We start from the raw sequence: 12222 nt of genomic DNA, 5'->3' as shown, positions 1-12222 counted from the left end.
GCGTCCAGGATGGTCCCTTGTAGCTCACTACAGGTCCGCACGGTGGAGATCTCGTCTCATCGGACGGACACCCGCCCGTCCGGTTCCGCCCAGCGGGTAGCCTCCGGCTCGTGGCTGAGATCCAGATTCCTGCTGACATCAAGCCCGCGGACGGTCGATTCGGCGCGGGTCCCTCCAAGGTGCGGGTGGAGGCGCTGGACGCCCTGGCCGCCACCGGTACGTCCCTCATGGGCACCTCCCACCGCCAGGCCCCGGTCAAGAACCTGGTCGGCAAGGTGCGCGAGGGCATCTCCGAGCTGTTCCGGCTCCCCGACGGCTACGAGGTGGTCCTCGGCAACGGCGGCTCCACCGCGTTCTGGGACGTCGCGACGCACGGCCTGATCGAGAACAAGTCGCAGCACCTCACCTTCGGCGAGTTCTCCTCCAAGTTCGCCAAGGCGGCCAAGCTCGCCCCCTGGCTGGCCGAGCCGACGGTCGTCTCCGCCGACCCGGGCACCCACCCCGAGGCGCGCGCCGAGGCCGGCGTGGACGTGTACGCGTTCACCCACAACGAGACCTCGACCGGCGTCGCCATGCCGATCAAGCGGGTCGCCGGCGCCGACGAGGGCTCCCTCGTGCTGGTCGACGCCACCTCCGGCGCGGGCGGCCTGCCCGTGGACATCGCCGAGACCGACGTCTACTACTTCGCCCCGCAGAAGTCCTTCGCCTCCGACGGCGGCCTGTGGATCGGCGTCTTCTCCCCGGCCGCGATCGAGCGCGCCGAGCGGATCCACGCCTCCGGCCGCCACGTCCCGGAGTTCTTCTCGCTGCCGACGGCGATCGACAACTCCCGCAAGAACCAGACGTACAACACCCCGGCGCTGGCCACCCTGTTCCTCCTCAACGAGCAGCTGGAGTGGATGAACGGCCAGGGTGGCCTGGACTTCACCACCGCCCGCACCAAGGACTCCTCGTCCCGCCTGTACGCCTGGGCCGACGAGTCCAAGTACGCCACCCCGTTCGTCTCCGACCCGGCCAAGCGCTCGCAGGTCATCGGCACGATCGACTTCTCCGACGACATCGACGCCGCCGCCGTCGCCAAGGTGCTGCGCGCCAACGGCGTCGTCGACACCGAGCCGTACCGCAAGCTCGGCCGCAACCAGCTGCGCGTCGCGATGTTCCCGGCGATCGACCCGGCGGACGTCGAGGCGCTCACGAAGTGCGTCGACTACGTGATCGAGAAGCTCTAGCCTCCGGCGACAGCACACGGAGAGGGCGCCCGGCGGACGATCCGCCGGGCGCCCTCTCCGCGTCTCAGGTACGCCGGAACAGCCGCCGCAGCCCGAACAGCACCGCGCACGCCACGAGCAGGCCGACCGCGCCGACCTTGAGCGTGTTCCCGTCGGACGAGTCGCCGGAGGAGGCGGACGTGCCTCCCGAGGAGGACGAGGGCGTCTCGCCGCCGTCCCCGGGCGCGTCCTGGGCCTGCACCGGGCTGTTCGCGCCCTCCATCCCGAGCAGCAGCTTCTTCCCGTCGGCCGTGTAGGTGGCGGACTCCCCCTGCCCCAGGGGGACGCTGATCCGGCCCTTGCGCTGGATCTTCCCGCCGTTCCAGGCGTACCGGATGCCGCCGAGGTAACCGCGCACGACGAGCTGCTCGCCGTCCGGGGAGAACGCGGCGTCCGTGGCCCACAGGTCGACCGGGACGGTGGGCTCGAAGACGTTGGTGCCGGACGACGACAGCTTCGCCGGGCCCTCGTACAGGTGCCCGCCGTCCTCGTTCTTGTCGATGATGTAGACCCGCCCCGTCTTCGGGTGCACGACCATCGACTCGGCGTCGCGGGCGCCGTCCGCGTACTTCACGACGTACTGCGTGGCCTTGACGGTCTGGTCCTTCAGTTCCCTCGGCTCGGGCAGCTCGTAGATCCACACGTACGGCCAGGTGCCGCCGAGGTTGTCGCCGATGTCGCCGACGAAGATCTTGTTGCCGGGGCCGATGGAGATCGCCTCGACGTCCCGGGGCGTGCCCACGCCGGAGAGCGTGACGCGCGCGACGGTCTCGCCGGTGGCGCCGTCGACGGCGTAGAGGTAGGGCCCGGTGTCCTGGTCGTTGTGGGTCCAGTAGACGCCGGGGTGGAGGCGGGAGGCGGCGAGGCCGCTGGACTCGGTGATGCGCGGGTCCTTGATCGTGAACCCGTCGCTCCCGCCGCTCCCTCCGTCCCCGTCCGCGGCGGAGGCGGGCACGGCGAACGCGCCCACGAGGAGGGCCGAGGCAAGGAGGGCGAAAGATCGGCGCATGCGCCAAGCCTGCCATCCCGCGGGGGCGTTCACGCCGCCGGTCACCCTGCGTGGCCGGGCTCACATCGCGCCGGCCAGGCCGATCCTCCATGATGAGCGGATGCTCAGGTTCATGTTCGTCGGTGACTCCATGACGATCGGGAGCGCCGGGGAACACACCTGGCGCTACCGCATGTGGCAGCACCTGCGCGACGCGTACGGCCGCCCCTTCACGTTCGTCGGCCCCCGCGAGACGCTGCACGACCCGTCGACGGACGCCCCCACCTCGTGCGCCTACGCCGACCCCGACTTCCCCCGCGCCCACCTGGCCGGCTGGGGCGAGGGCTGGCACCACATGACGCCGCTGATCGGCGAGGCGGTCCGCGCCCACCGCGCGGACGTGCTCCTGGTCTCCCTCGGTCTGATCGACCTCGGTTTCTACACCAACCCGGAGCAGACCGCGGACAACGTCCGCGCCTTCGTGGCCGCGGCCCGGTCGGCGAACCCGCGCGTCCGCGTGGCCGTCATGCCGGTGATCACGAACGTCCGGGTGGAGGCCGACGCGGCCTTCGCCGCCCAGGTCCACCGCTTCAACGGCCTCCTGGCCGAGACGATCACCGACCTCGACGAGCGGCGCTCCCCGCTCCTCCTCGTCCCGCCGCCGGCGTCGTACGACTTCCACACGGACACGTACGACGGCACCCACCCCAACGCCGACGGCGAGCACAAGATCGCGGGGGCGTTCGCGGAGGCGCTGCACGGGGAGTGGGGGCTGGGCGGGCCCTACACGGGCGCCCCCTAGTCGCCTGGCATATGCGCGCCCTGCCGTGACCCGGCCGCCGTACGTATCGTTGTACCGCGCGGCCGCTCCCGCCCGTGGGACGGCCGGGGAGGAGCGCCACGATGACCGTCCTCGAAGACAGGACCGCCATGGCCGACGCCAGCACCCAGCGCCTGGACGAGTGGTTCGAGCGGCTGGAGCGGATGCCCGTCCCCGAAGGATTCAGGGTCGAGATCGTCGGGGGCACCGTCCACATGACACCGCAGCGCGGCACGCGCTGGGGAATCATCCGCCGGATCGTACGGCCCATCGAGGACCGGTTCGGCATGGACGTCGCCGTCCTCTCGGACGTCCGCATCGACTTCCCCGGCCACGAGAACGGCTTCTGCCCGGACGTCGCCAAGCTCCGTGACGGAGCGGAGCAGGACGAGACGGGCCACTGGCGCCACCAGGACGTCGAGTTCGTCGCCGAGGTCGTCTCCCAAGGCACCGCCGCCAACGACTACGGCCCCAAGAAGCTGGCCTACGCCACCGCCGAGGTCCCCCTCCACCTCATCGCCGACCCGTACCAGGGCAGGTGCCACGTCTTCACCCACCCCAAGGACGGCGACTACACGACCGAGACCCGGGTCGTCTTCGGAGAGGACCTGGACCTCACCGGCACCGTCCTCGACCTCACGCTCCCCACCGCCGGCTTCCCGCGCGCCTAACCCCCCGCGCCCGCTTGCCTCGAGCGCACTCCAAGTCGTTGGCTTGGGGACCATGAAGTACACGCAGCTCGGACGCACGGGACTCAAGGTCAGCCGGCTCGTCCTCGGCACCATGAACTTCGGTCCGCAGACCGACGAGGCCGACAGCCACGCCATCATGGACGCGGCGCTGGACGCCGGCATCAACTTCTTCGACACCGCCAACGTGTACGGCTGGGGCGAGAACAAGGGCCGTACCGAGGAGATCATCGGCAACTGGTTCGCCCAGGGCGGCGACCGGCGCGACAAGACCGTCATCGCCACCAAGGTGTACGGCAACATGGGCCCCGACGGCGAGGCGTGGCCCAACCACGACAAGCTGTCCGCCGTGAACATCCGGCGTGCGGTCGACGCCAGCCTCAAGCGGCTGCAGACCGACCACATCGACCTCTACCAGTTCCACCACATCGACCGCGCCACCGGTTTCGACGAGATCTGGCAGGCCATCGACACCCTGGTCCAGCAGGGCAAGATCCTCTACGCCGGGTCGTCGAACTTCCCCGGCTACAAGATCGCCCAGGCCAACGAGACCGCCGCCCGGCGCGGCGGGACGATCGGTCTGGTCAGCGAGCAGTGCCTGTACAACCTGGCCGAGCGCCGGGCCGAGATGGAGGTCATCCCGGCCGCGCAGGACTACGGCCTCGGCGTCATCCCCTGGTCGCCGCTGCACGGCGGGCTGCTGGGCGGGGTCATCAAGAAGGAGGTCCAGGGCGGGCGCCGCGCCTCCGGACGGGCGGCCGACACCCTGGCCGACCCGGCGAAGCGCGCGCAGGTCCAGGCCTACGAGGACCTGCTCGACAAACACGGCGTCGAGCCCGGCGAGGCCGCGCTGGCCTGGCTGCTGACCCGGCCCGGGGTGACCGGCCCGATCGTGGGTCCGCGTACGGCCGAGCAGCTCGCGTCGGCGCTGCGGGCCGTGGAGCTGGAGCTGTCGGACGAGCTGCTGGCCGGGCTCGACGAGATCTTCCCGGGCCCGGGGCCGTCGCCGGAGGCCTTCGCCTGGTAGGACGCGCGGGGTCCGGCGGTGGCGGCGGGGCTCGGCTAACCGAGCGCCGCCGCCACCGCCACGACGACGAACATCAGCACGAGCACACCGGCCATGATCCGGTTACGGGTCTTCGGGTCCACGCCCCCGAGCCTAACCGGACGCGCCGAGCGGGCTGCGGGCGACCGTCTCGTAGCGGGGCTGTTCGCCCGGCACGCCGGACCTCGGCAGGTTGCTGCGGACCAGCGCCAGGTCGGTCACGGTCCAGGTGCGGCCGGTGAAGCCGGCCAGCGCGTCGACGTACGGCGCCGCGTCGAACGCGTCCCGGCTGCGGGCCAGCGTCAGGTGGGCCTTGTAGCGGCGGTGCTCCCCCATCTCGATGCCCGCCCTGCGCCCCGCCGACTCGGCGCGCTCGGCGAGCAGGCGCAGGGTGGGCAGGCCGCCCGCCGCCCCGGCCCACAGGGCCCGCCCGTGCCCGAACTGGCCGCCGCCGCGCAGTGCCAGCTCGAAGGGCGGGGTGCGGTGGGCCGCCCTCTCCAGGCGGGCCGACAGGTCGGGGACGAGGGCGTCGTCGACCTCACCGTAGAAGGCGAGCGTGAGGTGCCAGCCGGGGCGCCCCGTCCAGCGCAGCCCGTCCGCGCCGGGCAGCCTCCTGAGCACGGCCACCTCGGCGGCGAGATCGGCGACGACGTCCTCGGGGGGCAGTACGGCGGCGAAGAGTCTCATGCCGTCACCTTCCCAGACCTCTACGCCGCCGGCGCCAGCTCCTCCCGGTGCTCGCGCGGCACGAAGCGGACCTGCGGATGCCCCCGGTGCCAGCCGACCGACAGGCGCAGGTTGCCGACGCGGGCCAGGACCAGGCCGATGACGAGCGCGGCGGTGGCGGCCACCGCGCCGCCCGCGGCGAAGCCGACCCGGGCGCCGTAGGTGTCGGTGACCCAGCCGACGATCGGGGCGCCGACGGGGGAGCCGCCGAGGAAGACCATCATGTACAGGGCCATGACGCGGCCCCGCATGGCCGGGTCGGTGGACATCTGGATGCTGGTGTTGGCGGTGACGTTGACTGTCATGCTGAAGACGCCGATCGGGATCATCAGCAGGGCGAACAGCCACAGCTCCGGCGCCGTCGCCGCGACGATCTCCAGGACGCCGAAGCCGAGCGCCGCCGCGATCAGGACGCGCAGCCGGGCCGTGCCGCGCCGGGCGGCGAGCAGGGCGCCGGTCAGGGAGCCGACGGCCATGAGGGTGTTGAAGAGGCTGTACTCGCCGGCGCCCGCGTGGAAGACGTCGTCGGCGAAGGCGGACAGGAAGACCGGGAAGTTGAAGCCGAAGGTGCCGATGAAGCCGACCAGGACGATGGTCCAGATCAGCTCGGGGCGCCCGGCGACGTAGTGCAGGCCCTCGCGCAGCTGTCCCTTGCCGCGCGGGGCGCGCCGGACGACGTGCAGCTCGCGGGCGCGCATCAGCAGCAGGCAGCTCAGCGGCGCCACGAAGGACAGGCCGTTGGCGAGGAACGCCCAGCCGGTGCCCACGCCGGTGATCATCAGGCCGGCGACGGCGGGGCCGACCAGGCGGGCGGACTGGAAGTTGGCGGAGTTGAGGCTGACGGCGTTCTGCAGCTGGTCGCGGCCGACGAGCTCGGAGACGAAGGACTGGCGGGCGGGGTTGTCCATGACGGTGGCCAGGCCCATCGCGAAGGCGGCGACGTAGACGTGCCAGACCTGGACGTGGCCGGTCAGGGTGAGGACGGCGAGGGCGAGCGCGGTCAGGGCCATCGCGGACTGGGTGACCAGCAGCGTGGGCCGCTTGCGCAGCCGGTCGACGAGGACGCCGCCGTAGAGGCCGAAGAGCAGCATCGGCAGGAACTGCAGGGCGGTGGTGATGCCGACGGCCGCGGAGGAGCCGGTGAGGCTGAGCACCAGCCAGTCCTGGGCGATGCGCTGCATCCAGGTGCCGATGTTGGAGACGACCTGGCCCAGGAAGAACAGGCGGTAGTTCCTGACCCTCAGGGAGGCGAACATGGACGTCTTGCGCGGGGCCGCGGGGGCCTTGGACAGGGGGTCGTCGTGGTCAGGTGCGGGGGCGGAAGCTGCTCCGGGTCCCGTACTCAAAAGGGTTCGCCTCCTCGCGAATGCTGCCTACAGGTGTGCGAGCTTCTCCAGTACGGGGGCCGCTGCCCGCAGCTTCGCCCACTCGTCCTCGTCGAGCCCCTCGACCAGTGCGGCCAGGAACGCGTTCCGCTTGCGGCGGCTCTCCTCGAGCATCACCACGGCCTGCTCGGTGTGCGTCACGACCTTCTGGCGCCGGTCCTCGGGGTGCGGCTCCAGCCGGACCAGTCCCTTGGCCTCCAGGAGCGCCACGATGCGGGTCATCGAGGGCGGCTGGACGTGCTCCTTGCGGGCGAGTTCGCCCGGGGTCGCGCTGCCGCAGTTGGACAGGGTGCCGAGCACCGACATCTCGGTCGGGCTGAGCGACTCGTCGACCCGCTGGTGCTTGAGCCGACGGGACAGCCGCATCACGGCGGAGCGCAGGGAGTTCACGGCGGCGGCATCGTCGCCATGCTTGAGGTCCGACATGGTCCTTAGCGTAACTCATTAGGTTCGCGAAATACCAATGCGCATCCTGCCGACTGCCCGTGACTCCCGCCACTGAAACCCGATCTTCACTCGTACGAGTGAGCTATTTCCGGAAACCGGAGCATCGCCCGGCCGGGGGGTGACCCTCGTGCGCATGGGGACCAGCGTGCTCAGCCTGCGGATGGACGGGGAGCTGCTCGAACGGCTCCGGGACCATGCGGCCAAAAGGGGAATGAGCGTCCAGGACTATGTCGTCCGGACGCTCATGCGCAATGACTTCGACGAGCGGTTCCAGTCCGCCGTCGAGGAGACGGAGCGGTTCCACGGGGTGCCGTGACCCCGTGGAACCGCTCCGTCGGACGGGTCAGGTCAGGCCCAGGGCCGGCATCAGGTAGTAGAAGGCGAAGACCGCCGACACCACGTACATCGCGACCGGGACCTCCCGGCCCCGGCCGGTGGCCAGGCGCAGCACCGCGAAGGTGACGAAGCCCATGCCGATGCCGTTGGTGATCGAGTAGGTGAACGGCATCATCAGCATCGTCACGAAGGCCGGGACGGCGACCGTGAAGTCGGACCAGTCGATCTCCGTGATCGAACCGGCCAGGATCAGGAAGCCGACCGCGACCAGTGCCGGGGTGGCCGCCTGCGACGGGACCATCGTGGCGATCGGCGTGAGGAAGAGGGCCACGGCGAACAGCGCGCCGCTGACGATGTTGGCGAAGCCGGTCCGGGCGCCCTCGCCGACGCCCGCCGTGGACTCCACGAAGCAGGTCGTGGCCGAGGAGGAGGCGGCACCGCCCGCGGCGACCGCGACGCCGTCCACGAACAGGACCTTGTTGATGCCCGGCATCTGGCCCTTCGCGTCGGTCAGCCTGGCCTCGTCGCTGACGGCCATGATCGTGCCCATCGCGTCGAAGAAGCAGGACAGCAGGACGGTGAAGACGAAGAGGACGCCGGTCAGGACGCCGACCTTCCCGAACCCGCCGAACAGGCTGACCTGGCCGACCAGGCCGAAGTCGGGCGTGGAGACCGGGTTGCCGGGCCACTCCGGGGTGGTCAGGCCCCAGGACGGGACGTCGGCGACGGCGTTGATGACCATCGCGATGACGGTCATCACGACGATGGAGATCAGGATGGCGCCGGGGGTCCTGCGGACGATCAGCGCCAGCGTGAGCAGCACGCCGAGGACGAAGACCAGGACGGGCCAGCCGAGCAGGTGACCGCCCGTGCCCAGCTGGAGCGGGACGGTGGTCTGGGCGGCGTCCGGCATCCGGGTGACGAACCCGGAGTCGACGAGGCCGATGAGCATGATGAACAGACCGATGCCGATGGCGATGGCCTTGCGCAGCCCGAAGGGCACGGCGTTCATCACGCGCTCGCGCAGACCGGTGGCGACCAGCAGCATGACCACGAAGCCGGCCAGCACCACCATGCCCATGGCGTCCGGCCAGGACATCCGCGGGGCGAGCTGGAGGGCGACGACGGAGTTCACGCCGAGACCGGCCGCGAGCGCGATCGGGACGTTGCCGATCACGCCCATGAGGAGCGTGGTGAACGCCGCCGTCAGCGCGGTCGCGGTGACCAGCTGACCGTTGTCGAGCTGGTGGCCGTACATGTCCTTCGCGCTGCCCAGGATGATCGGGTTCAGCACGACGATGTAGGCCATCGCGAAGAAGGTGGCGAGACCGCCCCGGACCTCGCGGCCCAGCGTGCTGCCGCGCTCGGAGATCTTGAAGTAGCGGTCGACGGCGTTCTGCGGGGGTCGCCGGTCTTCCGGCGATTCGGGGGACGGGGGGACCTTGGCGGTGGCCGAGGCGGACATGAGAGACCTCATCACCGACAGGTTCCCCCACGGCCTTGTCGGTGTTTCCTACGAATGAAAGCGGTCAGAGACAAACGGGTTCAGTATGAACGTATGAGCCGCGGATCGCTATCTCCGCGCGTAGAACCGTGCGGCGGCGTGCCGGGGGAGGACGAGGCGGAGGGCCGGGAGGGTGCCCGCGCCGTCCTCGTAAGCTGTACGCATGGCGAAGTGGACACCTGTACATGAGGCGCCGGAGCCCCTGGAGGGCCCCGTGGTCGCGACCATCACCGGCGGCACCATCCTCTGGTTCGTCCTCTTCCTGGCCCAGCTGCCCTTCTACGGCTGGTTCGACGACCACGGGCACACCTGGTGGGTGTGGACCTGCCTGGCCGGCGGCGGACTCGGCCTGATCGGCATCTGGTACGTCCGCAGGCGCGACGCCGCGATCAAGCGGGACGCCGCGGCCCGGCAGGACGACGCGGCCCCGCAGGCCCACCCCACCGCGTAGTACCGGGGCGGCACGCGGCGCACCGCGTGGTACCGGGGCGCCACACGGCACCCGCACCCCCTCGTACCCAGGTCGGATCTTCCGGGCATCCGGGGGGTGAAGCCCCAGAACCGCACGTACCGTCGAATGCATGACGCACATCGACGCGGACGCCGCACTCGATCCAGCGCATCCCGTCCCCCCGTCCCCGCCGGAGACGGGGCTGACCGCCCAGGAGGTCGCCGAACGGGTCGCGCGCGGACAGGTCAACGACGTACCGGTGCGCAGCAGCCGTTCGCTCGGCGAGATCGTCCGCGCCAACGTCTTCACCCGCTTCAACGCGATCATCGGCGTGCTGTGGGTGATCATGCTGAGCGTGGCGCCGATCCAGGACAGCCTGTTCGGCTTCGTCATCCTCGCCAACACCGGCATCGGCATCCTCCAGGAGTGGCGGGCGAAGAAGACCCTCGACTCCCTGGCCCTGATCGGCGAGGTCAGACCGGCCGTGCGCCGGGACGGCCGGAGCGTCGAGATCAGCACCTCGCGGATCGTGCTGGACGACGTCATCGAGATCGGCCCCGGCGACAAGGCCGTGGTCGACGGGGTGTGCGTCGAGGCCGACGGACTGGAGATCGACGAGTCGCTGCTGACCGGCGAGGCCGACCCGGTCGTCAAACGGCCCGGGGACCGGGTCCTGTCCGGCAGCTTCGTGGTCGCCGGCGGCGGCGCGTTCCGGGCGACCGCGGTGGGGCGCGAGGCCTACGCCGCCCAGCTCGCCGAGGAGGCGTCCCGCTTCACCCTCGTCCGGTCCGAGCTGCGCTCCGGCATCTCCACGATCCTGAAGTACATCACGTGGATGATGGTCCCGACCGCGATCGGCCTGATCGTCAGCCAGCTGCTCACCGAGGACGACGCCTTCAAGGACTCCGTCGCGCGCACCGTCGGCGGCATCGTGCCCATGGTCCCCGAGGGCCTGGTCCTGCTCACCTCGGTCGCCTTCGCGATCGGCGTGATCCGCCTGGGCCGCAAGCAGTGCCTCGTCCAGGAGCTGCCCGCCATCGAGGGCCTCGCCCGCGTCGACACCGTCTGCCTGGACAAGACCGGCACCCTCACCGAGGGCGGCATGGACGTCACCGGACTGCACCTCCTCGGCGACGCCGACGAGGGGTACGTCCGCGCGGTGCTCGGCGCCCTCGGCGAGTCCGACCCGCGCCCGAACGCCTCCCTCCAGGCGATCATCGACGCCTACCCGGTCGCCGAGGTCGCCGAGGAGTGGCGCTGCACCGAGTCGCTGCCGTTCTCATCCGCCCGCAAGTACGCCGGCGCCACCTTCGACGAGGACGACGGCACCTCCGGCACCTGGCTGCTGGGGGCGCCCGACGTGCTGCTGGCCGAGGGCGACCCCGCCCTCGCCGAGACCGGGCGGCTCAACGAGCAGGGCCTGCGGGTGCTGCTGCTCGCCCGCGCCACCCGGGACCTCGACGACGCCGAGCCGGCCGAGGGCGCCGTGCCGACCGCGCTGGTCGTGCTGGAACAGCGGCTGCGGCCGGACGCCGCCGACACCCTGCGCTACTTCGCCGAGCAGGACGTGCGGGCCAAGGTCGTCTCCGGGGACAACGCGGTCTCCGTCGGCGCGGTCGCCGCCAAGCTCGGGCTGTCCGGTGATGCCGTCGACGCGCGCCGGCTGCCCGCCGAGCGGGAGGGCATGGCCGCCGAACTCGACGCGGGCACGGTGTTCGGGCGGGTCACCCCGCAGCAGAAGCGGGACATGGTCGGCGCCCTCCGGTCCCGCGGGCACACGGTCGCGATGACCGGCGACGGGGTGAACGACGTCCTGGCGCTGAAGGACGCCGACATCGGCGTGGCGATGGGCTCGGGCTCGGAGGCCACCCGGGCGGTCGCGCAGATCGTGCTGCTGGACAACAGCTTCGCCACCCTGCCGTCGGTGGTGGCCGAGGGCCGCCGGGTCATCGGCAACATCACCCGGGTCGCGACCCTGTTCCTGGTGAAGACGGTGTACTCGGTGCTGCTGGCGGTGCTGGTGGTGTGCTCGCGCGTCGAGTACCCCTTCCTGCCCCGCCACCTGACCCTGCTGTCCACCCTCACCATCGGCGTCCCGGCCTTCTTCCTGGCCCTCGCCCCCAACAGGGAACGGGCCGGGCGGCACTTCGTGCGGCGGGTGATGCGGTACGCCGTCCCCGGCGGGGCGGTGGCCGGGGCGGCCACCTTCGCGACGTACCTGCTGGCCCGCCACCACTACAGCGGGCCGGGGGCGCTGGACGCGGAGACCAGCACGGCGACGCTGACGCTGTTCCTGATCTCGATGTGGGTGCTGGCGATCGTCGCCCGGCCCTACACCTGGTGGCGGGTGCTGCTGGTCGCGGCGATGGGGCTGGCCTTCGCGGTGGTGCTGGCGGTGCCGTGGCTGCAGGACTTCTTCGCGCTGAAGCTGGTGGGGACCACCATGCCGTGGACCGCCGTCGGGGTGGCGGTGGCGGCGGCGGCCTCCCTGGAACTGCTGTGGAGGTGGGTGGACCACCGCTTCCCGGCGTGACGCGCGCGCCGGGAAGCGGTGGTCCACGGA

General features: G+C 71.3%; 12 protein-coding genes. 7 read left to right on the top strand and 5 right to left on the bottom strand.

What is annotated here, in order from left to right; all coding sequences use genetic code 11:
- Positions 1 to 110: 110 nt before the first annotated feature.
- On the top strand, positions 111 to 1229 hold the full coding sequence (gene serC, locus JHAT_RS11720; protein WP_077798039.1) for a phosphoserine transaminase: 1119 nt from the start codon (positions 111 to 113) through the stop codon (positions 1227 to 1229).
- A gap of 64 nt (positions 1230 to 1293) precedes the next feature.
- On the opposite strand, the gene JHAT_RS11715 is transcribed toward serC, so the two are convergent.
- Positions 1294 to 2277, bottom strand: a complete 984-nt coding sequence (locus JHAT_RS11715) for a hypothetical protein (RefSeq protein WP_077798038.1) — start codon at positions 2275 to 2277, stop codon at positions 1294 to 1296.
- Between the two features lie 100 nt (positions 2278 to 2377).
- On the opposite strand from JHAT_RS11715, the gene JHAT_RS11710 reads away from it, so the two are divergent.
- The 3 genes from JHAT_RS11710 to JHAT_RS11700 all read left to right on the top strand — a co-directional run bounded on the left by JHAT_RS11710 (position 2378) and on the right by JHAT_RS11700 (position 4792).
- Positions 2378 to 3058, top strand: coding sequence for a GDSL-type esterase/lipase family protein (locus JHAT_RS11710; RefSeq protein WP_077798037.1), 681 nt, complete (start codon positions 2378 to 2380; stop codon positions 3056 to 3058).
- A gap of 101 nt (positions 3059 to 3159) precedes the next feature.
- Positions 3160 to 3747, top strand: coding sequence for a Uma2 family endonuclease (locus tag JHAT_RS11705; RefSeq protein ID WP_077798036.1), 588 nt, complete (start codon positions 3160 to 3162; stop codon positions 3745 to 3747).
- Positions 3748 to 3799: 52 nt separating this feature from the next.
- Positions 3800 to 4792 (top strand): aldo/keto reductase, encoded by a 993-nt coding sequence (locus JHAT_RS11700; RefSeq protein WP_077798035.1) that lies wholly within the window; start codon positions 3800 to 3802, stop codon positions 4790 to 4792.
- Between the two features lie 132 nt (positions 4793 to 4924).
- Here JHAT_RS11700 and thpR read toward each other — a convergent pair whose 3' ends face one another.
- The 3 genes from thpR to JHAT_RS11685 are packed head-to-tail and all read right to left on the bottom strand — an operon-like array spanning position 4925 to position 7347.
- Complete coding sequence (gene thpR / locus JHAT_RS11695; protein ID WP_077798034.1) at positions 4925 to 5497, bottom strand: RNA 2',3'-cyclic phosphodiesterase; 573 nt, start codon at positions 5495 to 5497, stop codon at positions 4925 to 4927.
- Positions 5498 to 5517: 20 nt separating this feature from the next.
- Complete coding sequence (locus JHAT_RS11690; RefSeq protein ID WP_077798033.1) at positions 5518 to 6882, bottom strand: MFS transporter; 1365 nt, start codon at positions 6880 to 6882, stop codon at positions 5518 to 5520.
- A 27-nt stretch (positions 6883 to 6909) separates the two neighbouring features.
- A complete protein-coding gene (locus JHAT_RS11685) occupies positions 6910 to 7347 on the bottom strand; it encodes a MarR family winged helix-turn-helix transcriptional regulator (RefSeq protein WP_077798032.1) in 438 nt (145 codons plus the stop codon).
- A gap of 148 nt (positions 7348 to 7495) precedes the next feature.
- Here JHAT_RS11685 and JHAT_RS11680 point away from each other — a divergent pair, with 148 nt between their 5' ends.
- The gene (locus tag JHAT_RS11680; RefSeq protein WP_077798090.1) at positions 7496 to 7684 is read left to right on the top strand and encodes a ribbon-helix-helix protein, CopG family; all 189 of its coding nucleotides are present in this window, start codon (positions 7496 to 7498) and stop codon (positions 7682 to 7684) included.
- 27 nt (positions 7685 to 7711) lie between these two features.
- Here JHAT_RS11680 and JHAT_RS11675 read toward each other — a convergent pair whose 3' ends face one another.
- Positions 7712 to 9169, bottom strand: coding sequence for an NCS2 family permease (locus tag JHAT_RS11675; protein WP_077798031.1), 1458 nt, complete (start codon positions 9167 to 9169; stop codon positions 7712 to 7714).
- A 202-nt stretch (positions 9170 to 9371) separates the two neighbouring features.
- Here JHAT_RS11675 and JHAT_RS11670 point away from each other — a divergent pair, with 202 nt between their 5' ends.
- Positions 9372 to 9659 (top strand): DUF2530 domain-containing protein, encoded by a 288-nt coding sequence (locus tag JHAT_RS11670; RefSeq protein ID WP_077798030.1) that lies wholly within the window; start codon positions 9372 to 9374, stop codon positions 9657 to 9659.
- A gap of 130 nt (positions 9660 to 9789) precedes the next feature.
- Positions 9790 to 12192 carry an HAD-IC family P-type ATPase gene (locus tag JHAT_RS11665; RefSeq protein ID WP_077798029.1) on the top strand — a complete coding sequence of 801 codons (2403 nt, stop codon included), beginning with the start codon at positions 9790 to 9792 and terminating at the stop codon, positions 12190 to 12192.
- The last annotated feature ends 30 nt before the right edge of the window (positions 12193 to 12222 follow it).

It is taken from the genome of Streptomyces sp. JHA26 (assembly GCF_002005565.1).
GTDB lineage: Bacteria > Actinomycetota > Actinomycetes > Streptomycetales > Streptomycetaceae > Streptomyces.
Note: the sequence above shows the minus strand (reverse complement) of the source record. Positions and strands in the feature narration are given on the sequence as shown.